Source organism: Parageobacillus sp. NEAU-HV-2 (genome assembly GCF_059115485.1).
Genome location: NZ_JBXUJJ010000004.1, coordinates 34,647 through 58,800, shown reverse-complemented (window position 1 = coordinate 58,800; position 24,154 = coordinate 34,647). Strand labels below are relative to the sequence as shown.

Annotated in this window: 20 protein-coding genes; all 20 read left to right on the top strand. The window is 41.2% G+C overall.

All coding sequences use genetic code 11. The features are described from left to right. The first annotated feature begins 39 nt into the window (after nt 1-39). The 20 genes from gabT (at nt 40) to fba (ending at nt 24,153) form a co-directional block, all read left to right on the top strand. A complete protein-coding gene (gabT, locus tag AC1WMD_RS08655; protein WP_494256769.1) occupies nt 40-1,386 on the top strand; it encodes a 4-aminobutyrate--2-oxoglutarate transaminase in 1,347 nt (448 codons plus the stop codon). 40 nt (nt 1,387-1,426) lie between these two features. Next, nucleotides 1,427-2,866: an aldehyde dehydrogenase family protein gene (locus tag AC1WMD_RS08650; RefSeq protein ID WP_494256768.1), complete on the top strand. Its 1,440-nt coding sequence runs from the start codon at nt 1,427-1,429 to the stop codon at nt 2,864-2,866. 508 nt (nt 2,867-3,374) lie between these two features. Continuing rightward, nucleotides 3,375-4,721 carry an aspartate aminotransferase family protein gene (locus AC1WMD_RS08645; protein WP_494256766.1) on the top strand — a complete coding sequence of 449 codons (1,347 nt, stop codon included), beginning with the start codon at nt 3,375-3,377 and terminating at the stop codon, nt 4,719-4,721. Nucleotides 4,722-4,765: 44 nt separating this feature from the next. Then, complete coding sequence (locus AC1WMD_RS08640; RefSeq protein ID WP_043904475.1) at nt 4,766-6,193, top strand: sodium:solute symporter family protein; 1,428 nt, start codon at nt 4,766-4,768, stop codon at nt 6,191-6,193. 126 nt (nt 6,194-6,319) lie between these two features. Further along, on the top strand, nt 6,320-7,084 hold the full coding sequence (locus AC1WMD_RS08635) for an enoyl-CoA hydratase (protein WP_043904476.1): 765 nt from the start codon (nt 6,320-6,322) through the stop codon (nt 7,082-7,084). Nucleotides 7,085-7,293: 209 nt separating this feature from the next. Then, nucleotides 7,294-7,485, top strand: a complete 192-nt coding sequence (locus AC1WMD_RS08630; protein ID WP_494256948.1) for a pyroglutamyl-peptidase I family protein — start codon at nt 7,294-7,296, stop codon at nt 7,483-7,485. Nucleotides 7,486-7,685: 200 nt separating this feature from the next. Continuing rightward, nucleotides 7,686-8,687 (top strand): LacI family DNA-binding transcriptional regulator, encoded by a 1,002-nt coding sequence (locus AC1WMD_RS08625; protein ID WP_494256764.1) that lies wholly within the window; start codon nt 7,686-7,688, stop codon nt 8,685-8,687. 314 nt (nt 8,688-9,001) lie between these two features. Next, a complete protein-coding gene (locus tag AC1WMD_RS08620) occupies nt 9,002-10,006 on the top strand; it encodes a Gfo/Idh/MocA family protein (RefSeq protein WP_494256762.1) in 1,005 nt (334 codons plus the stop codon). Nucleotides 10,007-10,022: 16 nt separating this feature from the next. After that, a complete protein-coding gene (locus AC1WMD_RS08615; protein ID WP_494256760.1) occupies nt 10,023-11,213 on the top strand; it encodes a Gfo/Idh/MocA family protein in 1,191 nt (396 codons plus the stop codon). An 88-nt stretch (nt 11,214-11,301) separates the two neighbouring features. Further along, nucleotides 11,302-12,327: a scyllo-inositol 2-dehydrogenase gene (gene iolX / locus AC1WMD_RS08610; protein ID WP_494256758.1), complete on the top strand. Its 1,026-nt coding sequence runs from the start codon at nt 11,302-11,304 to the stop codon at nt 12,325-12,327. A 98-nt stretch (nt 12,328-12,425) separates the two neighbouring features. Further along, nucleotides 12,426-13,370, top strand: coding sequence for a sugar ABC transporter substrate-binding protein (locus AC1WMD_RS08605; RefSeq protein ID WP_494256757.1), 945 nt, complete (start codon nt 12,426-12,428; stop codon nt 13,368-13,370). 89 nt (nt 13,371-13,459) lie between these two features. Continuing rightward, on the top strand, nt 13,460-14,971 hold the full coding sequence (locus AC1WMD_RS08600; protein WP_043904482.1) for a sugar ABC transporter ATP-binding protein: 1,512 nt from the start codon (nt 13,460-13,462) through the stop codon (nt 14,969-14,971). Nucleotides 14,972-14,982: 11 nt separating this feature from the next. Further along, a complete protein-coding gene (locus AC1WMD_RS08595; protein WP_494256754.1) occupies nt 14,983-15,987 on the top strand; it encodes an ABC transporter permease in 1,005 nt (334 codons plus the stop codon). 15 nt (nt 15,988-16,002) lie between these two features. Further along, nucleotides 16,003-16,845 (top strand): sugar phosphate isomerase/epimerase family protein, encoded by an 843-nt coding sequence (locus AC1WMD_RS08590; RefSeq protein ID WP_494256752.1) that lies wholly within the window; start codon nt 16,003-16,005, stop codon nt 16,843-16,845. A 20-nt stretch (nt 16,846-16,865) separates the two neighbouring features. Beyond that, a complete protein-coding gene (gene iolD / locus AC1WMD_RS08585; RefSeq protein ID WP_043904485.1) occupies nt 16,866-18,800 on the top strand; it encodes a 3D-(3,5/4)-trihydroxycyclohexane-1,2-dione acylhydrolase (decyclizing) in 1,935 nt (644 codons plus the stop codon). A gap of 19 nt (nt 18,801-18,819) precedes the next feature. Further along, entirely contained in the window at nt 18,820-19,755 is a 936-nt protein-coding gene (iolE, locus tag AC1WMD_RS08580) for a myo-inosose-2 dehydratase (protein ID WP_494256750.1), read from the top strand. A gap of 16 nt (nt 19,756-19,771) precedes the next feature. Next, nucleotides 19,772-20,605, top strand: a complete 834-nt coding sequence (iolB, locus tag AC1WMD_RS08575) for a 5-deoxy-glucuronate isomerase (RefSeq protein ID WP_494256749.1) — start codon at nt 19,772-19,774, stop codon at nt 20,603-20,605. Between the two features lie 19 nt (nt 20,606-20,624). Next, nucleotides 20,625-21,632, top strand: coding sequence for a 5-dehydro-2-deoxygluconokinase (gene iolC, locus AC1WMD_RS08570; protein WP_043904488.1), 1,008 nt, complete (start codon nt 20,625-20,627; stop codon nt 21,630-21,632). A 19-nt stretch (nt 21,633-21,651) separates the two neighbouring features. Continuing rightward, nucleotides 21,652-23,112, top strand: a complete 1,461-nt coding sequence (locus AC1WMD_RS08565) for a CoA-acylating methylmalonate-semialdehyde dehydrogenase (RefSeq protein WP_494256747.1) — start codon at nt 21,652-21,654, stop codon at nt 23,110-23,112. 147 nt (nt 23,113-23,259) lie between these two features. Beyond that, entirely contained in the window at nt 23,260-24,153 is an 894-nt protein-coding gene (gene fba / locus AC1WMD_RS08560) for a class II fructose-1,6-bisphosphate aldolase (protein ID WP_494256744.1), read from the top strand. Nucleotide 24,154: the final 1 nt, after the last annotated feature.

Below are 24,154 nucleotides of genomic sequence, written 5' to 3'. Positions count from 1 at the left end.
TATAAGCAAATGAATACAAAGTAATGGAGGGAGAAACAGATGAAGACAGAAGTGAAAAAATTTATACAGTTAAAAACAACGATCCCGGGACCAAAAGCAGCAGAATTACTAAGAAAAAAAGAACAGAACGTTCCTCGTGGACCATTTAATACAGTATCTACGTTTGCTGTCAAAGGAGAAGGCGCACTCTTAACAGATGTGGACGGAAACACGTTTATTGATCTTGCTGGGGCGATTGGAAGTCTCAATGTCGGTCATTGCCCGCCGAAAGTGGTAGAAGCGATTAAAGCTCAAGTTGACCAGTATATTCACCCTTGCTTTCATGTGATGATGTATGAGACGTATATTCAATTAGCAGAAAAATTAAATGAAATTACTCCAGGCACTCATCATAAGAAAACGTTTTTCCTAAACAGCGGAGCGGAAGCAGTGGAAAACGCTGTCAAAATTGCACGGAAGTATACAGGCAGAAAAGCGATTATCTCTTTTGAAAGAGGATTTCACGGACGGACACTTCTTGCGATGTCGCTAACGAGTAAAGTAAAACCATATAAATTTGGCTTTGGCCCATTTGCGCCAGATACGTATAAAATGCCGTATCCATATTATTATCGCAAGCCATCTGGTATGACAAATGAGGAATTAGATGCAGAGATTTTAAGACGTTTAGAAGACTTCTTTGTATCCGAAGTTCCAGCAGAAGAAGTAGCCGCAATTATCATGGAGCCGGTACAAGGGGAAGGTGGCTTTATTGTTCCGTCGAAAACGTTTGTGCAAGGGGTAAAACAAATTTGTGAAAAATATGGTATTCTATTTATAGCAGACGAAATCCAAACAGGATTTGGACGAACTGGAAAGATGTTTGCGATTGAACATTTTGATGTTGTACCGGATTTAATAACCATGTCGAAATCCATTGGAGCAGGTGTACCAATCAGTGCGGTTACGGGAAGAGCAGAAGTAATGGATGCGCCAAATCCAGGAGAAATCGGCGGGACATATGGAGGTAGTCCTCTTGGCTGTGTAGCGGCGCTGCAAGTTATTAATATGCTGCAACAAGAGCAGTTAGTTGAGCGTGCCAATGTGATCGGGCAAACGGTAATGAACCGGTTCAGACCGCTTCAGGAAAAATACGAAACAGTTGGTGATGTACGTGGGCTTGGAGCAATGGTGGCAATAGAATTTGTGAAGGATTCTGAGACAAAAGAGCCGAATAAAGAATTAACAGCGGCAATTTTGCAAGAATGCCATCAACGCGGTGTCATTGTCATGAGCGCTGGCATATACAGCAACGTCATTCGTCTATTAACACCGCTTGTGATTACAGATGAGCAGTTAGAGGAAGCGTTGGATGTGATGGAGGAAGTTATTAGTGAATTGGCATGATGTTCTAAGGTAAAAAAGTATGAAGAAAGAGGGGGAAACGATGAAAACAGCGCTGGACAAAAAGAAACTCTATATTAACGGTGAATGGGTGGAAGCGAAATCGTATACAACGCTGACATCCCCGTACTCCGGCGAGGCGCTGGCGGAAATCCCTGTAGCGACGGAGGAAGAAGTCGAGCAGGCCATCGCCGCGGCTTATGAAGCAAGAAAAACGATGGCAAGCATGCCGGCGTACAAGCGGGCGGAGATTTTAGAAAAAGTCGTCTCGCAGCTGCAAGAGCGCGCAGAAGAAGCGGCGCGAATCATTGCGCTCGAAGCAGCCAAACCGATTACAACGGCAAAAGGAGAAGTGGCGCGGACGATTCAAACGTACAAATTTGCCGCTGAAGAAGCAAAACGGATTCATGGCGAAACGATTCCACTTGACGCGGCCCCAGGCGGGGAAAATCGCGTCGCGTTTACTGTAAGAGAACCGATCGGCGTCATCGGTGCGATTACGCCGTTTAACTTTCCAATGAACTTGGTGGCGCATAAACTTGGCCCGGCCATTGCTTCGGGCAATACGGTCGTGTTAAAGCCGGCAAGCCAAACTCCGCTTTCTGCATACTTTATCGCTGAGCTATTTGAAAACGCAGGGCTACCAAAAGGAGCGCTAAACGTTGTAACAGGAAGTGGCAGAACGGTCGGCGATAAAATTGTCACCGATCCGCGCATCAGCATGATCACCTTTACTGGCAGTCCGGAAGTCGGAATCGGCATCCGCAACAAAGCGGGCTTGAAACGAGTCACGCTCGAACTTGGTTCGAACTCGGCCGTCATTATCGATGAACAGGTGGATATTGACCGCATTATTCCACGATGCGTTTTTGGTGCGTTTTCGTTCCAAGGTCAAGTATGTATCTCGCTTCAGCGCATTTACGTGCATGAGAAGCGGTACGATGAGTTTGTTGAAAAATTTATTGCCGCTGCGAAACAACTAAAAGTAGGAGATCCATTGGATGCAAACACGGATGTTTCCGCGTTAATCACGCCAAAAGACGTCGACCGGGCATTGCAATGGATTGAAGAAGCCAAACAAGGTGGAGCAACGGTTGCCCTCGGCGGCGAACGAGAAGGAAATGTGCTGCTTCCAACCGTTATTTTGGACGCAAAACCGACGATGAAAGTATCGTGTCAAGAAGTGTTCGCCCCAATCGTTCTCATTAACCGCGTTCGTTCGATCGAAGAGGCGATTGAGCTTATCAACGACTCACGCTACGGATTGCAAGCGGGCGTATATACGGATAACGTACATGTCGCCTGGGAAGCGGCAGAAAAATTGCATGTTGGGGGCGTGCTCATTAACGACATCCCGACTTTCCGTGTCGATCATATGCCATACGGCGGCGTGAAAGAAAGCGGATTCGGTCGCGAAGGGCTTCGCTATGCGATTGAAGAGATGACAGAATTGAAACTCGTTATTTTCAATCGCAATCGGTAATCATGAAGAGGCTGTCTCAAAAGGTCGTTAAACCGACCTTTTGGGGACAGCCTCTGTTTCTTTTCTTTACTATTTGGTTATTTATTCCTTTTTTGAAGCAGGAATTTCTCCTTATTTCTGAATTTTATCCTGTTTTTTCTTTGTTAGATCAGTTGTTTTTCTTTTCTTAGAAAAAAGAATAGGGTGGCTGGTTAATTCAGAAGTGAATTTTTTTAATTCTAAAATGAATTAAAAATGGTCATCTCAGTGATTGATATAAAAATGAATAACAAATAACACGGAAGGCAGATTAGATGAAGTACGCACAAGTGGAATATGGAGGCGAGAAAATTAGCTGCTCTCTATCTTCTCTAAAATGATTCTGAAATTTTAGAGAATAGAAAATAGGTTGTTATGAGAATAAAACGGCGCTAGAAAAATTCATAAAATTTTTAATTATATAAATGTTGGTATGAAATTTGCATTTTATTTTTATGGGCAAACTGATTTGCTAAAGGGGAGAATGTACATGACAGAGAACAACTGGATACACCTCTTTCACAAAATGTCGGATTTACTTGCGCCAACGATGGCCAAAGACCATCCGAACTTGCCAGTGGTGAAAGAAGAAGGATGCTACTACTATGGATTGGATGGAAAAAAATATCTTGATTTTACTTCCGGTATTGCAGTGGCCAACACAGGACATCGCCATCCGAAAGTAGTACAAGCAATCAAAGATGCTGCAGACCGCCTTATGCATGGGCCGAGCGGAGTAATCATGTATGAATCGATCCTTCGTTTGGCTGAAGAGTTAACACATATTCTACCTAAAGGGTTGAATTGTTTCTTTTTTGCGAACAGCGGAACGGAGGCGATCGAAGGAGCTATTAAATTGGCAAAACATGTGACGAGAAGGCCATATGTCATTTCGTTTACGGGATGTTTTCATGGTCGTTCTTTAGGGGCGCTGAGTGTAAGTACGTCCAAAAGCAAATACCGAAAATATTTACAGCCAAACGGATTGACGTATCAACTGCCATATGCCAATTCAAAAGATTGTCCGGACGGGGAAGATCCGGATGTGTATTTTGCGAATAAGCTTGAAAAAGACGCGGCTTCTTTGTTTGCTCACCAAGTCACTCCGGAAGAAGTGGCGTGCATGATTTTGGAACCGGTGCTTGGAGAAGGCGGGTATATTGTGCCTCCTAAAGGCTGGCTGCGCAAAATAAGAGAAATTTGTGACCGTCACGGAATTTTACTCATTTTCGATGAGGTGCAGACAGGTTTTGGACGCACTGGTGAATGGTTTGCGGCACAAACATTTGGTGTCACTCCGGACATTATGGCGATCGCCAAAGGAATTGCTTCCGGCCTTCCGCTAAGCGCGACGGTTGCCTCGAAAGAGTTGATGCAGCAATGGCCGCTAGGGAGTCATGGTACGACATTTGGAGGCAATCCAATCGCATGTGCGGCAGCGCTTGCCACATTAGAAGTATTTAAAGAAGAAAATTTGCTGGAAAATTGTCGGGTAGTTGGGAAATATGCTCGCGAAAAGCTGGAAACGTTAAAAGCGAAGCATCCAGTGATTGGAGACGTACGATCAATTGGGCTCATGATCGGTATTGAGATTGTTCATCCACATACTGGCGAACCGAACGGAGAGGGAGTGATGAATATTTTGAACCGCTGCCTGCAAAAAGGAGTTCTTTTCTATCTATGCGGAAATAAAGGAGAGGTCATTCGCATGATCCCGCCGCTGACTGTGACGAAAGAGCAGATTGACGAAGGATTAAACATGCTAGACGAAGCATTGACAGAATATGAAATAGAAATTGGCGCACATCCACTGGTGACGAAAATGACTGGGAAATAACAGCAGTTCATTTGTTTAAAAATAAGAGGATGGGGGGAATTTTCATGAACATACTTGATACAGGGGTTATTCTATTTTATTTTCTTCTTTTAATTATCGTGGGTATTTTTGGAGTGAAAAAAGCGAAAACGGTAGAAGACTACGCGCTTGCAGGCAGAAATCTCGGATTGTTTATCTATCTTGGTTGTCTGTCTGCGGTCATTCTTGGCGGCGCCTCGACGATTGGAACAGCTAAATTAGGGTATCAATTCGGGCTTTCAGGTATGTGGTTTGTATTTATGATAGGTCTTGGAATTACCGTACTCGGTTTATTTTTTACGAATCAAATTTATGGTGCGAATGTTACTACGATTAGTGAATTGCTTGGACGTCGGTACAATAAAGAAACACGTTTGATTAGTGCGCTTGTAGCAGCCATTTACACGATGATGGTCTCTGTTACGCAAGTAATAGGAATGGGCACCATTATTCATGCCGTGCTAGGTTGGAATATGGCTGTTTCGATGTTAGTCGGTGGGGGAATCGTGCTGTTTTATACGATTCTCGGGGGAATGTGGAGCGTTACCATGACAGATATTATTCAGTTTATCATCATGACAGTCGGCATTTTTTTCGTTATGCTGCCGATGAGTTTGTCCTATGTTGGCGGATGGAAATCGCTCTCTGAACAATTGCCTGCCACGCATTTTGATCTGACGTCAATGGGATGGACGAATATTTTTCAGTACTTTTTGCTATATACTTTAGGAATGGTTGTATCGCAGGATATTTGGCAGCGGGTGTTTACGGCACGTACAACAAAAATTGCCCGAAGCGGTGCGGTATACGCTGGTCTATACAGCTTTGCCTATGCATTAGCATTAAGTATTATTGGTATGTGTGCGGTAATTGTTTTCCCAACCATTAATGATCCGCAAAATGTATTTGCAAAAATGTCGCTAACGATCTTGCCGCACGGTTTGTTAGGACTCATTTTGGCAAGTGTTTGTTCTGCGCTCATGTCTACTGCTTCTGGGACATTACTCGCTTCTTCAACTCTTTTATCACATGATATTTTGAAGCAATATTGGCTAAAAGACATTAGTGATCAAAAGTTTGTTTTTCTGTCAAGAATGATCACTTTAGCCATTGGAGTTATCGCAATTACGTTTGCCATCTGGATTCAAGATGTGCTCGTCGCATTGGATGTGGCTTATGCGATTTTATCTGGCGCAATTTTTGTTCCTGTGGTTCTCGGTTTCTTCTGGAAAAGGGCGACAGCGAAAGCCGGTTTCTATTCAATTATTATTAGTTCGTTGGTCGTGCTTATCGGTTTGGCGATGGAAGGATTAAGTTCTACTAATCCGATTATGTATGGGATTGCAGCTAGCATTATTTCTATGATTATCTTTTCTTATCTGCAACCATCTTCCAACATACAAAAAGGTGACATCGTATTGGAAGAGTTGGAAGATGAACAAAGCGCGTTTTAACGTATTTTATTTGGAAATCCGTATCTCCTTTTAGGTGATACGGTTTTTTTCTTGAAAAATTAAAGGAGTTTTACAATAAAATGAGGAATTTAATATAAGAAATTTGGACAAGCAAGGGGGATAAACATGGAAACGGTCGTCCTATCATTTTCAGGGAATGTGGCGGTATTGGAGCTGAACCGCCCAGATTCGCTCAACGCGATGGATGTGCAAATGCTCAACGAACTGGTCGAAGCGTTGCGGCAAATTGAACAAAGCGATGCATCCATCGTCGTGATCCGCGGCAGAGGAAGAGGATTTTCCGCCGGCGGCGATATTAAGACGATGCTCAGCGTCGATGATCCAGGCCAATTTCACGGTGTGATGAATACGATCAAGGAAATGATCATGGCGTTGTACACGATGCCGAAAGTCGTTGTCTCGGTCGTTCACGGACCGGCAGCGGGACTCGGGCTAAGCTTTGCTTTAGCGAGCGATTATGTCATCGCCACGAAAGAAGCGCGTTTGGCGATGAACTTTATCGGCATCGGCCTGATTCCAGACGGCGGGGGCCATTTCTTGTTAGCGAAACGGGTCGGCGAAGTGAAAGCAAAGCATATCATTTGGGAAGGAAAACCGATGAACGCTGACGAAGCGTATGAACTTGGCATTGTTGATTTCGTCGTCGAAGACGAACAGCAAGTTGAACAAAAAATCGCCGAATGGCAGACAAAACCGCTGCAAGCAATGATCGCAACGAAGACGTTATACGCCAAGTTGACAAAAGACGAATTGTTAAAAGTGCTTCAGCTCGAAACAGAAGCGCAGCAAAAAATGCGGCAAACGGAAGACCATCGTGAAGGCGTCCGCGCCTTTTTAGAAAAACGGAAGCCGAAGTTTCAAGGGAAATAAACGAAAATGCTGAACGGCTCTTGCCTAAAAAAGTTTTTAGGTAAGAGTTGTTTTTGTGGAAAAAATTATTTTATTAATTAGCACGGAAGAAAGAACGGCAAATAAAAAACTTTTATTTAACAGGATTTAAACCATTTTTAGAAATCCCGATCAATCCAACCGAATCCATCGTCAAAAATTTGGATAGCGAAAAAATTAGAAACTATTAAATTTACGAGCGTCTGCTTCCCATTGACTTCTTTCAGTTTTCGGCTGTATGTATCGAATATGTAGAGCAAATTCAGCCAGATGTGGTTATATCGCTTGATCTTGCAGTAGGGAGTACAAAAATTAAGCCTAAACGGGTCGCAATCAATGTAAAGACGGCAGGACTGATAACCTGGAGTACGGGTACAAGATGAGATGATTACACACGACAGGACTGCTGCCTATTTCCTGACATTGCTGATTCGGTGCTTCATCAATGTGCTAAATGAAAAAATATTGAAAAAATAATAAAAAGAGATTGAAAAAAAGTGGAAAAAGGATTACACTTTTAAATAAAATAGAGCAAGCGCTTTCTCACTATTTAAAATACTGACAAGCGAAAGACTGGTGAAATATGAAAGTAACAATTTATGATGTAGCAAAACAAGCAGGTGTATCTATATCAACTGTATCCAGAGTTATCAATAATACAGGACGCATTAGTGAAAAAACGAGAAAAAAAGTATTGCAAGTAATGGAAGAGTTACATTATCAGCCCAGTATGGTAGCGTCTGCATTGACTGGAAAACGGACACGTACGATTGGTCTTATTATTCCGGACGTAGCGAATCCGTTTTTTTCTGAAATTGCCAGAAAAGTAGAAGATCGCGGGAGAGAACTGGGTTTTAATGTGTTAATGTGCAATACTGATAATAATGCAGAGACAGAAGAAATGTATCTTTCTCTCCTAAAACAAAAAAGTGTAGACGGTATTATTATCGGGACAACCACAAAAAACTATACTGTTTTAAATCAATTATTACAAGAAAAATTCCCATTGGCGTTTATTGCTCAAGATATCCCTGAGTTAGCTATTAACGTTGTTAGAGTTGATGATTTCTTAGGCGGATATCAAGCTGTATCCCATTTAGTATCTTTAGGTCATAAAAAGATTGCCATCATGTTAGGTAACTTAAGCAGAACAAGTGATAAATACCGCTTGCAAGCTTACCGTCAGGTGATGGAAGAGAACGGATTAAAGTATGATGAAAAATGGATTGTGTGTACGGATTATTCACTAAAAGATGGAAAAAGAGCGGCATTAGAATTACTTGAATCCTCGCCGAGACCAACCGCTATTTTTGCATGCTTTGATTCGTTGGCCATTGGCGTTTACCAGGCTGCAAAGGAGTTGGGGCTTAACATTCCAAATGATTTATCCATCGTAGGATTTGATAATACTATACTGTCTACCATTGTAGATCCGCCGTTAACGACAGTAGCGCAACCGATTGATGAAATGGGACGGCAAGTGGTGGATTTGCTAATTGATGAGATAGAAGGAAATAATGGTACAAAGCAGCGAATAATTTTACCACCTGAATTAATCATACGACAGTCTACAAAATCGCTATAAATTATATTAGTAATCGGGGAGCTGATGATAAATTGCTCCTTTTTTTTATTTTGTTAATGAATATTCGTTTTATAACAAAAATTTTATAAATTCAGAAAAAAATAGTTGATATGATGAGATGTTACAGATAAAATAAAAGTAAATGAGAAAGCGCTTGCTCAAAAAATGATCTTTTATTCATTAATAAAAACTAAATATAGTAGTTTTGCTTAGCAAATTCAAATAAAAAAGCTGAAGTATTCGGGAAAGCGCTTCCTTTGATAAGTTGGCATGTGTTTTTGGACTGAATCTACAAGAAAGGAGAAAAGCAAGTTATGACACAAGTAAAGGTAGGGATCTTAGGTGCAGGAGGAATCGCTAAGGTACATACGTCAATTCTCAAAAGAGATGAGCGAGTTCAGATTGTTGGAGTAGCAGATATTGTAGAGGAACGGGCGGCGGCACTGGCAAAAGAAGCTGGAAGTGCGAAGCCAGTTAAAAGTTTAGAAGACTTGTTCGAACTTGGTGTGGATGCGGTTTATGTGACAACTCCAAACACATTGCATGTGGAACCTGTGTTGAAATGTTTACAACAAAATGTTCATGTGTTTTCCGAAAAACCAATGGCTACTTCCTTAGAAGAGGCGGAACAAATAAAAAAAGCGACCAAGACATCAAAAGCAATATACAATTTAGGAATGAATCGCCGATACGCGTCTGTTTATAAAAAGGTAAAAGAGCTCATTGCTTCGGGAGAAGTAACTCCATATTTAGCAAACGTCAAAATGAATCGTGGTGAATTATTAAATCCTGCGTGGACAGCGGATCCAAAAGTTACAGGTGGATTTTTATATGAAACTCCTTTTCATTTAATGGATCTGTGTCGGTATTTATTTGGGGAAGTACAAACGGTTTATTGTGAAGCTAGACAGAATATTTCCAAGGCGGAGTTAGATACATTTGCAATTATGATCACTTTTGCATCAGGAACTCTTGTTAACTTTGTGACTTATGCTCATGCCGGATGGAGTTTCCCATTTGAGAGTCTAGAAGTTTACGGAAAATATTGTACGATCGCGACACAAGAGCTCGAAAAGGTCATGTATGCGCCAGGTTTGCACCAACCAGCACAAATCAGTGATTTTTATCAATTGTCCATTGAAGAAAAATGGGGATATGCGGAGGAAGATCGTTTATTTATCGATGCCATTATTCACGGAACGAAGCCTCCGGTCACAGCTGAAGATGGCTTCCGATCCATTCAACTGTTAGAAGCAATATATGAAAGTGCAAAGACTGGAAAAATGATTGATTTCCGTCAAACGACTTCTACTCCGTAAACAAGTAGGTGATGATATGGGGAAAAAACAAGTTCGGATTGGAATGGTAGGTTATAAATTTATGGGGAAGGCTCATAGCCATGCTTTTCGCGATATTCCCTTTTTCTTTGATACTGAAGTTGTTCCGGTTTTACAGGCAATTGCCGGAAGAAACGAACAAGGGGTAAAACAGGCAGCTGAAAAGATGGGATGGGCCTCTTATGAAACCGATTGGCGACGCCTCATTGAACGTGATGATATTGACGTCATTGATATCGTTACACCGAACAATACGCATGCTGAGATTGCTATTGCTGCTGCGAGAGCAGGAAAACATATTATTTGTGAAAAACCGCTGGCGTTAACTTTGGAACAATCTTTAGAAATGCTTGAGGCCGTGAAAAAAGCTGGTGTCGTCCATATGATTTGTCACAATTACCGATTTGCCCCGGCTGTCCGGTTTGCCAAACAACTAATTAAACAAGGCCGGTTAGGGAAAATCTATCATATTCGTGCGACATTCTTGCAAGATTGGCTGATGGACCCTAATTTCCCATTAATATGGCGACTGAAAAAAGAAGTATCCGGCTCAGGCACGCACGGGGATCTCGGGGCACATATTATTGATTTAGCACGTTTCCTGGTAGGGGAATTTAGCGAAGTAGTCGGAATGATGGAAACGTTCATTAAAAAGCGTCCATTAGGCGATATGGACATTCATCTAAAAGGACAAGCGGAAAGTGGCGAATGGGGAGAAGTTGACGTGGACGATGCCTCTGCATTTTTAGCTCGCTTTGAAAATGGAGCGTTAGGTGTATTCGAAGTGACCCGTTTTAGCAGAGGAAACCGTGCCGGAAATCGCTTCGAAATTAATGGAGAGCGCGGTTCGATTCGCTGGGATATGGAAAATATGAACAACCTGCAAGTCTATTTAGAAGAGGACGAACGTGGTTTACAAGGATTTCGCACAATTAACTGTACGGAAGTAGAACATCCATACGCATCAGCTTATTGGCCGGCTGGTCACATTATCGGTTATGAGCACACATTTATCAACCTATTGGCTGAAATGATGAACGGGATTGCAAACGGGTATAGTCCTGCCCCTAATTTCGAAGATGGTGTTCGCAATCAGGCAGTATTAGAAGCTGTCGAACGTTCTGTGCAAACAGGCAAATGGGTCAAAGTATCTGAATTATTAAAATCGGCACAATTACAAACGAATTGACGTGAAGGAATGTTGTTAGTAGATAATTCAGGATCTTCTTTACTATGTTAAGAAAGCGATTACATTTATTTGAAAGGTGTGTTGTTTGATGACAGTTCGGTGTGCTGTTCTCGGCTTAGGCCGGTTAGGTCATCATCATGCCAAAAATTTAGCTACCCATCAGATTAGCGGTGCGCAATTAGTCAGCGTTGTAGATCCGATGGAAGACCGTGCTGAACAGTTTGCCAAAGAATTTGGAATTGAACATTGGACGAAAAATCCAGATGAAGTTTTTGAAGACCCACACATTGATGCGGTCATTATTGTGACTCCGACAAGCACCCATGCGGATATGATTCAACGCGCAGCGAGAAATGGAAAAGCGATCTTTGTTGAAAAGCCACTTACCCAAAGTTTAGAAGAAGCAGATGAAATTATTCAAACTATTAAACAATATAATGTCATTTGCCAAGTTGGTTTTATGAGAAGATTTGATCCTGCTTATGCCGAAGCAAAGCGAAGAATTGAAGCAGGAGATATTGGAAAACCTATCTATTTTAAAGGAATTACTCGCGATGCTGGTTCGCCGCCTGCGGAATTTATTAAACATAGCGGGCGTGTGTTTTTAGACGTCTCTATTCATGACTACGATATTGCGAGATATTTGATGGGAGCCGAAATTACGTCCGTTTCTGCGCATGGAAGAGTGTTATTGCATCCATTTATGGAAGAGTTTAAAGATGTCGATCAAGCGATTACGTATGTACATTTTGATTCTGGTGCAGCAGGCGATATTGAAGCAAGCCGCAACTCTCCTTACGGTCACGATATCCGCACTGAAATTATTGGTACAGAAGGGTCGCTTTTTATCGGGACGCTTCGCAACCAAAATGTGACGTTGTTAAATTCGAAAGGCAGCACATATGAGATTATCCCGGACTTTCAAACGAGATTTAACGATGCTTACCGCTTAGAACTTGTTCATTTTATTGAATGTGTTCAAAATAATCAAATGCCAAAAGTAACAGAAATAGATGGCAAAGTAAATTTAAAAATCGCTATTGCAGCGACGGAGTCTTTTGATAGTGGCAAAACGGTTTATATCAAGGGAGAATGTCTAGAAAAAAGTTATTAATTCAGAGAAGGTAACGATGCTGTCACAAGCTCGTTTACCATATAAAAAACAAGGGGGAGAAGGATAAAATGAAGGTCCAAAAGAAGTGGGTTTCGTTTATGCTTTTATTACTGCTTAGTTTTACTTTGTTAGTCGGGTGTAGCGGAAAGCAGGAAACTGCCCAAACATCAGGGGATAAGTCAGGGAAAATTGTAATTGGGGCTGCTCTTCCGGATTTTGATGACAAATGGCTAAGCTATTTGCAAGATGGAATGAAAGAATATGCCAAAACGCAAAAAGATGTCGAAGTAATCTATGTCGATGCAATGAATGATGCTAGTAAACAGTTATCTCAAGTCGAAAATTTCATTCAGCAAAAAGTCGATGCGATTGTATTAATACCGGTAGACACGGTTTCTGCGCCGGAAATGGTCGATAGAGCGAATCAAGCTAATATCCCGATTGTGGTCGTTAATAGAATTTTTGATGGTGTAGATAAAGCTACTGCTTATGTTGGTTCAGAGTCCATTAAAGCAGGTATCATGCAAATGGAAGAAGTGGCGAAATTACTTAACGGAAAAGGCAATATTGCGATTATGAACGGACAGATGGGGCATGAGGCACAAATAAAAAGAACAGAAGGAAATAAACAAGTTATTAAAAAATATCCGGATATGAAAGTTGTACTGGAAGGAACTGCAGAATGGGATAGAGCGAAAGGTATGTCTTTAATGGAAAACTGGCTTCAGTCTGGAAAGAAAATTGATGCAGTGGTGTCCAATAATGATGAGATGGCGATCGGGGCTATTATGGCATTGGAAGACGCAGGGAAGCTCGATGACGTCATTGTAGCAGGAGTTGATGCTACGCCAGACGCGTTAGAATACGTAAAAGAAGGAAAATTAAAAGTTACTGTTTTCCAAAACGCCAAAGGGCAAGGACAAGGTGGACTAGAAATTGCGATTAAAGCGGCAAAAGGAGAAAAAGTAGAAAAGTTCAATTGGATTCCGTACGAATTAGTAACGAAAGATAATGTAGAAGAGTACATCAAGAAGTGGCAATAATATCATTTTTATAGTTAAGGGGAAGGATATTGCTGCGGTCAATATCCTTCCTAAAAAGAGATAATCTTAGCGAAAATGAGGGAAAGCCTATGAGCAAAGATTATGTGTTAGAAATGATTGATATTACAAAAGAGTTTCCAGGAGTTAAGGCATTAGATGGTGTGCAACTTAAAGTGAGAAAAGGAACTGTTCATGCGCTAATGGGGGAAAACGGTGCGGGGAAATCGACATTAATGAAGATACTGATAGGAATTTATACTCCAGATAAAGGAAAAATGATATTTGATGGAGAGGAATTAAAATTTGCCAATATTAAGCAAGCTCTTGATAAAGGTATTTCTATGATTCATCAAGAACTTAGCCCGATCCCAAATATGACAGTAGCAGAAAACATTTTTTTAGGAAGAGAACCTAGTTATCGCTTTACAGGATGGGTGAAAACGAAAGAGTTGGAAGAAAAAACAAGAAAGTTATTTGAAAGACTTGGAATTCATATTGATCCAAATACTAAAATGTCGGACCTTAGTATTGCTAATACACAAATGGTAGAAATCGCGAAAGCTATTTCTTATAACTCTAAGCTAATTATTATGGATGAACCTACATCCGCTATTACGGAGAAGGAAGTTCACCATCTGTTTAACATTATTCGTGCCTTGAAAAAAGAAGGCGTGTCAATTATTTATATTACCCATAAGATGGATGAGGTAGAGCAGATTACAGATGAAGTAACTGTATTAAGAGATGGAAAGTATATAGGAACGAGACCAAGCAATCAGATTTCGAAAGATGAATTGATTCAAATGATGGTGGGAAGAGAATTAAATCAAATTTTTCATAAACAACCTGCCCAAATAGGAGAAGTGGCATTATCAGTAAAAGGACTAACGAAAAAAGGAAAGTTTGAGGATATTAGTTTTGAAGTACGGAAAGGGGAAATTGTAGGATTTGCCGGTTTGATGGGGTCAGGGAGGACAGAAGTGTTAGAGAGCATCTTTGGAATTACCCGGCTTGATTCTGGCGAAATTTACATTAATGGCAATAAAGTAAACATTCGCTCCACAAGAGATGCGATCAAATATGGAATGGGATTATTGACAGAAGATCGAAAGTTGACGGGATTATTTTTACCATTATCCGTTCAAGACAATATGATTACTGTAACTGTCGATCAATATGCAAAAGCAGGATTTTTACAACAAAGAAAAATTCATGATGACTGTCAGAGACTGGCTGAACAACTTGCTATTAAAACACCTAGCTTGCAACAACTTATTAAATATTTAAGTGGAGGAAATCAGCAAAAAGCGTTAATTGCTAGATGGCTGCTTCATGACCCTGACATTTTGTTCCTCGACGAACCAACAAGGGGAATTGACGTTGGTGCAAAATCAGAAATTTATAATTTGATTTTTGAGCTAGCGAGGAAGGGAAAAGCGATTGTTGTTGTTTCTTCAGAACTGCCAGAAATATTAGGATTAAGTGATCGGGTTATCGTAATGCATGAGGGAAGAAAAACAGGTGAATTAACTAGAGAAGAAGCAACACAAGAACGCATTATGCAGTTAGCAACGGGGGAATTGGCAGAAAACAAGCTATAACGATTGGGGGAATGAACATGGAAAGTCAAATTTCTGTTACCAATAAACGAGAAAAATCGAGTGTATCTTCTACCTCTAAAGAAAAAGTCTATCGATTTTTAAATCGATATGGCATGTTAATGATCCTTGTTGCGTTGATCATTTTGATGTCAATCCTTTCACCGACTTTTTTCACAACAGGAAATTTATTAAACATCGTTAGACAGATGTCTGTCGTAGGGATCGTCGCTATCGGCGTGACAATCGTTATTATTACCACTGGAATAGATTTATCGTCAGGATCTGTAATTGCTCTTGTTTCTGTTGTCGCGGCTAGTTTCGCACATCCAGATACGTACCCGGTTGTCGTCCCGATTATCATTGGGCTAGGCTTGGGACTTCTTACAGGTATTATCAATGGAACCATTATTTCCAAAGCTAACATTGCTCCGTTTATTGTCACGTTAGGAATGATGACGGCTGCACGAGGAGCGGCATTATTGTTCAGCGATGGGAGACCAATCGGAAATTTATCAGATTCTTTTAAATTTATTGGCCAAGGAACGTTGGCGGGGATTCCTGTTCCAATTATTATCTTTGGGTTAGTAGGGTTTATTTCATATATTCTCTTAAATAAAACAAAATTTGGCAAATATGTATATGCTATCGGTGGCAACGAACAAGCCGCTATTATTGCTGGCGTTAATGTAGATAAGTATAAGATTTTCGTATATGGATATGCCGGTTTGTTGTCAGGGCTTGCTGGAATTATTTTAACATCACGTATATCATCTGGTCAGCCGACAGCAGGGTTGATGTATGAATTAGACGCAATCGCAGCGGCTGTTATTGGCGGTACAAGTCTCTCTGGTGGGATTGGCACGATTGGCGGTACGATTATTGGTGCGCTTATTATTGGTGTGATGAATAACGGACTAGATTTGTTAAATGTTTCTCCATATTGGCAACAAATTTTAAAAGGAGTCATTATTACTGTTGCTGTATTTATTGATTCTCGTAAAAATCGCAAATCGTAGGGTGGGGAAATCATAATGAAAATCGCGTTTAACGAAGCGACTACGCTGAAAAATTCCACATTAAAAAAGAACTTAGAACTTTGCGAAAAATATGGATATGACTTGATCGAAATCCGACTTGATAAGTTAAGAGAGTTTCTCGTTGACCATACCGTAGAAGACTTAAAAACATTTTTTGAACATCATCGAATCAAACCGTATGCATTTAATGCATTAGAGTTTATTACATTCAGAGATCAAGAAGGATATGAACAAATACGAAACGATTTGCAATTTTTATGTCAGATTGGCGAAGTAATTAATTGTAAAACGGTGATTGCTGTTCCGACCTTTGACATTGGTGATTATACAAAATTGGAAATAAAAAAAGAAACGGTTCGAGTGTTACACGAGCTAGCACAATTAGCAGAACCATATGGAATACGGTTGGCATTGGAATTTTGTGGGTACCCGAATTGTTCAGTCAATACTTTTGCTCAAGCGTATGATATCGTCCAAGAAGTGAATCGAGATAATGTTGGTATTGTGCTAGATTGTTTCCATTTTCACGCAATGAATTCCCGTATCGAAGATTTACAAGTGGCAGACCCGTCGAAAATTTTCGTATTTCATATTGATGATTGTGAAGATTTACCGGTTGGAGCGCTGCGCGACCATCACCGTGTATGGCCGGGAGATGGGGCTATTGATTTAAATCGAATTTTGCATGCTTTAAAGGAGATTGGTTATGACGAAATGGCTTCAGTAGAACTGTTTCGACCGGAGTATTGGGAATGGGATATAGAAAAAACGATTAAAACAGCTAAAGAGAAAACGGAAAAAATATTAAGCAGCTATTTTGAATTAAGCAAAACGTGAGAAAGGTGGGAAGAAAAATTATGGGGACAGTTCGGATGACGACAGCACAGGCGTTGATTAAGTTTTTGAAACAGCAATATGTCGAATTCGATGGGAAAGAACAAAAATTTGTCAAAGGAATTTTTACAATTTTCGGACATGGGAATGTACTTGGAATTGGCCAAGCGCTTGAAGAAGATCCTGGGGAATTAGAAGTATACCAAGGTCGCAATGAACAAGGGATGGCCCACGCTGCAATTGCTTTTGCAAAACAAAAACACCGAAAGCAAATTATGGCATGTACTTCTTCGGTAGGACCAGGATCAGCAAATATGGTAACAGCTGCAGCAACTGCTTCGGCCAATAATATTCCAGTTTTGTTACTTCCAGGGGACACGTTTGCAACAAGACAGCCTGATCCAGTTCTTCAGCAAATTGAGCATTATCACGATTTAACGATTTCTACAAATGATGCATTCCGTGCGGTCAGTAAGTATTGGGATCGAATCAGCCGTCCGGAACAACTCATGACAGCAATGATTCATGCGATGAGGGTACTGACGGACCCGGCCGACACTGGTGCAGTCACTATTGCCCTGCCGCAGGATGTCCAAGGTGAAGTCTATGATTTTCCAGAATACTTCTTCCGAAAACGTGTCCATCGCATCGAGCGTCGGGTGCCGACCGCATCGGATATAAAAGATGCAGTAGATCTCATTTGTAAAAAGAAAAAGCCGATTATTATCTGCGGCGGCGGTGTCCGATACTCGGAAGCAGCCGAAACATTAAAAAGATTTTCTGAAAAGTTTCATATCCCTTATGGTGAAACACAGGCCGGCAAAAGCGCCATTGAAAGCACCCATCCTTACAATCTCGGAGGAATCGGGGTAACCGGCAATCTGGCCGCGAATATGATTGCCAAAGAGGCAGACCTTGTTATTGGTATTGGTACACGGTATTCCGATTTTACAACCGGTTCAAAACTGTTGTTCCAAAATCCAAACGTAGAGTTTTTAACCATTAACGTATCGGAATATCATGCGTATAAGCTAGATGCGGTGAAAATCGTGGCAGATGCCAAACTAGCGCTTCTTGCCCTTGAGCGGGAACTGGAGAAGGTCGGTTATCGCTCAGGATATCAAAATGAAATAGAAATAGCAAAATCAAAATGGGACGCTGAATTAAAACGCTTGTATGAAGTAAGATACACCGGGAAGGATTTTGTACCAGAAATCGCCGGGCATCTTGATGAAGCTTTACCAGAGTTTTCCGAAACATTCGAATCCCGTTTAACGCAAACCGAAGTAATAGGTGTGATCAATGAACTTATTGATGAAGATGCGATTATCATCGGAGCATCAGGAAGCTTACCTGGCGATTTACAACGAATGTGGGTATCGCGTAAACCGAATACGTATCACATGGAATACGGCTATTCGTGCATGGGGTACGAAATCTCTGGGGCTCTTGGAGTAAAAATGGCAGAGCCGGATAAAGAGGTATACGCGTTTGTAGGCGACGGTAGTTATTTAATGCTTCATTCAGAGTTGATTACGAGTATTCAAGAACAGAGAAAAATCAATGTTGTACTATTTGATAATGCTGGTTTTGGATGCATTAACAACCTACAAATGGAAAATGGAATGGGCAGCTTCGCCACAGAATTCCGCTATCGTAATACGGAAACGGGACGGTTGGACGGAAAGTTCATCGCCATCGATTTTGCGCAAAGTGCTGCGGGCTATGGCGTGAAAACGTATAAGGTACACACGCTTGAACAGCTAAAGGAAGCAATCGAGGATGCGAAAAAACAAACTGTATCAACGTTAATTGATATTAAGGTTCTACCAAAGACGATGACACATGGCTATGAATCGTGGTGGCATGTTGGAATTGCAGGGACCTCCCGTAATCCAAAAGTAAGGGAAGCCTATATGAGAAAAGAGAATGAGCTGAAAAAGGCACGGAAATACTGACAAAACGAGGTGTACAAAAATGGAACCAAAAAAGCAAATAACCAATCCATTTCGAATCGGTATCGCCCCAATCAGCTGGGTTAACGATGATATCCCTGGTCTTGGCGACCATTATACGCAGGATCAAGTATTATCGGAGATGGCGTCGCTGGGGTATATTGCAACTGAAATGGGGAGGCTTTTTTCACAAGATCCTCCATCATTAAAATCGAAGCTAGAAAAATACGGAATTCAACTAGCAAGCAAATTTATAGGTGTATTATTTTCTGATGAAACGCGTTTGGAAGAGGAGCTGCAGTCGTTTCAGACATGGGTGAATTATTTGCATGAAATGGGTTGTAAGTACGTTATTGTGTGTGAAATGGGAGGATCGATGCACTGGGATCCTCGCCGTTCCTCAGAGGATAAAACGATCAAAAAATTAACGGATAACGAATGGAAATCATTGGTAGAAGGATTACATAGGGCAGCTCAACTATGCCAGACTTTAGGAATGAAGTTGGTTTATCATTTCCATGCTGGTACTGTAGTAGAAACAGCAGATGAGATTGATCGTTTAATGGAGTCAACAGACCCGAACCTTGTCCATCTGCTGTATGACACGGGTCACGCTTTATACGGAGGCTATAATCCGCTAGAGTTATTGCGTAAATATGAAGATCGTATTCAATATGTCCACTTAAAAGATGTTAGACTTAACGTCCTGGAGCAAGTGCGAAAGGAAAAGCTTGATTTTCGTAGCGCTGTATTACGCGGGATGTTCACTGTGCCGGGAGATGGTTGCATTGATTTTGCTCCAATTTTGGAAAGATTAATGGAAACCAAATACGATGGTTGGATTATTGTTGAAGCGGAACAGGATCCTGCTGTTGCGCACCCATATAAGTATGCAAAAATGGCAAAGGATTATATTGATTCGACCGTTCAGGCTTTGATGGCTGCTAGACAACAATGAAGGGGTGAGAAAATAAATGAGTCGGTTAGTTATTTCGAGTCACACGCCGAATGGAGAAGGGAATGTAGTGCGGGTGACACCAGAATCTGCCGGATGGAAATACATTGGATTTGAAGTGTACGTTTTGCAAAAAGGGCAAAAATTACGGAGAGAAACGAAAAATCAAGAAGCTTGCCTTGTTCTTCTCGGCGGAAAAGCAAATGTATTGACCTGGCATGAACAGTGGGAAAACATCGGTGAACGAATGAACGTTTTTGAAAAAATCCCTCCTTATTCTGTATATGTTCCATCGGGAGATTTCTATGAAGTAGAAGCGGTTACTGATCTCGAATTAGCTGTCTGTTTAGCGCCAGGGAAAGGCACCCATTCTGCGCGGCTAATTCACCCAAGTGAAGTGGAAGTAGAAGTAAGAGGTGCGGGAAATATTGAACGGAGGGTGCACAATATCCTTCCGGAACAAAAACAGGCTGATAGTTTACTAGTAGTGGAAGTATTTACACCAGAAGGCAACTGGTCAAGCTATCCTCCACATAAGCATGATCAAGATAATCTACCTCATGAGTCATATTTAGAAGAGACATACTATCATAAAATTAATCCGGAACATGGATTTGCTATACAAAGAGTGTATACTGACGATCGTTCGTTGGATGAAACAATGGTAGTCAAAAACGGGGATGTTGTTTTAGTGCCGAAAGGATATCATCCTGTTGCAGCACCGCCGGGATATGAAGTGTATTACTTAAATGTCATGGCGGGACCAGTTCGAACATGGAAATTCCACAATGATCCAGACCATGAATGGGTAATGGAAAGCAAGTTAGCAGCCAAACATTCATCATCCATATAAAGAAAAGAGAGGCGGTTTGATGAAATATTTAACATTTGATCCGCAGAAACCGATAGATTTTATCGCAATCGGCAGGTTATGTATTGATTTAAACGCCAATGAAATTAACCGTCCGATGGAAGAAACGATAACATTTACGAAATATGTAGGAGGTTCTCCTGCTAATATCGCGATTGGAATGTCTCGACTTGGAATGAAAACAGGATTTATTGGTCGTGTGGCAGACGATCAGATGGGGAGATTCATTATCAATTATTTGAAAAAAAATAATATTGATACATCAAACGTTATTACTGATAAATCAGGAAGTGTGACGGGACTTGCGTTCACTGAAATTAAAAGCCCAACTGATTGCAGCATTCTCATGTATCGGGATAATGTCGCTGATTTAAAACTAGAACCAAAGGATGTTAAAGAGGACTATATTAAACAAGCAAAAGCTCTCTTAATTTCGGGAACGGCTTTGGCGAAAAGCCCATCAAGGGAAGCGGTATTCTTAGCGCTCGACTATGCAAGAAAACATGGTGTTGTCGTCTTCTTTGATCTCGATTATCGTCCTTATACGTGGAATTCACAGGAGGAAACTGCTATTTATTATAATCTAGCGGCAGAAAAATGCGATGTCATCATCGGAACACGAGAAGAATTCGATATGATGGAGCAATTTGAGAGCAATCGAAATGATGATGAGAAAACGGCGAAAAGATGGTTTAATTATCAGGCAAAAATCGTCGTTATCAAACATGGGAAAGACGGTTCGATTGCGTATACAAAAGAAGGCGAGAAATTCAAGGGCCCGATTTTCCCAGCGAATGTTATCAAAACGTTCGGAGCGGGAGACTCGTATGCAGCCGCCTTTATTTACGGATTAATGCAAGGATGGGATATTCCTAAAGCAATGGAATATGGGGCAGCAGCTGCTTCCATTGTTATTTCTAGCCATAGCTGCTCAGACGCGATGCCGACATTACAGCAAATTGAAGAATTTATTCAGAAATATAAGAATGATCAAATAGTAGTGAAATAAAACAAGGAGGAAGAATAGCATGACAACAACGGCTGGAGTACAAACATTAAAAAACTATATTGGTGGACAGTGGGTGGAAGCAACTTCCGGAAAAACGGAAGTGGTTCCGAATCCAGCTACAGGAGAGGTTCTAGCTTATGTTCCTATTTCCAGTAAAGAGGATTTAAATAAAGCTGTCGCAGCGGCGAAAGAAGCATTTAAAACTTGGAGTAAAACGCCCGTACCACGTCGAGCTCGGATTTTATTTAAGTACCAACAACTGCTTGTTGAACATTGGGAAGAGCTTGCTCGCTTAGTAACGTTAGAGAACGGAAAAAGCTATAACGAAGCATATGGGGAAGTCCAACGCGGTATCGAATGTGTCGAGTTTGCGGCGGGAGTGCCTACGCTGATGATGGGGAGACAGCTCCCTGATATTGCAACAGGTATTGAATCAGGGATGTACCGTTATCCAATTGGAGTAGTTGGCGGAATTACTCCGTTTAACTTTCCGATGATGGTGCCGTGCTGGATGTTTCCATTAGCCATTGCCTGCGGAAATACGTTTGTCTTAAAACCATCGGAACGTACGCCAATGCTTGCCAATCGTTTAGCTGAACTGTTTAAGGAAGCAGGGCTTCCAGATGGTGTTTTGAATATTGTTCACGGGGCACATGAGGTGGTGAACGGATTATTAGAGCATCCTGATGTGAAGGCCATTTCCTTTGTTGGTTCCCAACCTGTCGGCGAGTATGTGTATAAGACAGCAGCTGCATATGGAAAACGTGTTCAAGCTCTCACTGGGGCGAAAAATCACTCCATTGTGATGCCAGATGCAGACTTAGATTTAGCGGTTCAACAAATTATAAATGCAGCGTTTGGATCGGCTGGCGAAAGATGTATGGCTGCTTCGGTTGTTGTGACCGTTGGAGACATCGCTGACACATTTGCAGAGAAATTAGTAAAAGCGGCGAATGAGATTAAAATTGGAAATGGATTAGATGAGGATGTATTTCTAGGACCAGTCATTCGCGAATCGCATAAAGAACGGACAGTAAAATATATTGAGCTTGGGGAAAAAGAAGGGGCACTTTTAGTGAGAGACGGCCGCAAAGATGCTGCAACAAATGCTAATGGTTATTATATCGGTCCAACGATTTTTGATCGGGTCACAACGGATATGACAATTTGGAAAGATGAGATTTTTGCTCCTGTTTTATCCATTGTGCGAGTAAATACATTGGACGAAGCAATTGAGGTGGCTAATAAATCTCCATTTGCTAATGGAGCCTGCATATATACGAGAGATGGCAGCAATGTTCGCAAATTCCGCGATGAAATTGATGCGGGGATGTTAGGAGTAAACTTAGGCGTGCCGGCACCGATGGCGTTTTTCCCATTCTCTGGATGGAAAAATTCGTTTTATGGTGACCTTCATGCAAACGGAATGGATGGGGTCGAATTTTATACACGTAAGAAGATGGTTACAGCACGTTGGTAATTGTATAGAGTATCAAGCGTTTTGAGCTTGATACTCTTTCCTTATTGTTGACAATGGTGTTTTCGACAGAAATAACACTCTCTATTATTTATTCAAAATGGAAAACTTCTAATAGAAACAGACGTTTGTCAGAAAGGGGAAAGAGAGATGCCATTAGTATCGATGACAGGTATGTTACGTAAAGCGTTGGAGGGCAAATATGCGATTGGCCATTTTAATATTAATAATTTAGAATTTGCCCAAGCTATTCTTTTGGCGGCTGAAGAAGAAAAGGCTCCAGTGATTTTGGCCGTAAGCCCAGGGTATATTCCTCATTTAGGCGGACTGCGAGTAGCCGCAGCAATGGTGAGAGAATTAATAAAGGAGTATAACATTACGGTTCCGGTCGCTCTTCATTTGGATCACGGATCGTCGTATGAACAATGTTTGCAGGCGATGGATGCAGGGTTTACTTCTGTCATGATTGATGCTTCACATCATCCTTTAGAGATGAACATTGCGGAGACAAAAAAAGTAGTGGAAGCCGCACGGGTTTTCGGTGTTTCTGTAGAGGCAGAGGTAGGAAGAATTGGGGGACAAGAAGACGATATGATTGTTGATGAGGCAGAGGCGATGTATGCAGTTCCAGAAGAATGTGAACGATTTGTCAAAGAAACTGGTGTGGATTGTCTAGCTCCTGCATTAGGATCTGTTCACGGCCCGTATAAGGGGAAGCCAAAGCTAGGATTTTCACAAATGGAGCAAATTCAGCGATTGACAGGCGTCCCACTTGTTTTGCATGGCGGAACGGGAATTCCCCTTCATGATATTCGCAAGGCAATCGCGCTAGGGACGGCCAAAATTAATGTAAATACAGAAAACCAATTAGCATTTACTCGTGCCATTCGCAGTGCATTGAGTGAAAATGATGCTTTATATGATCCAAGAAAATATCTTGGTTTGGGAAGAGAAGAAGTAAAAAATACCGTAAAGCAAAAAATACGTGAATTTGGTTCATCAGGGAAAGCAGGAGAAATTATGCATTGTTTAATTAACGTTTAAC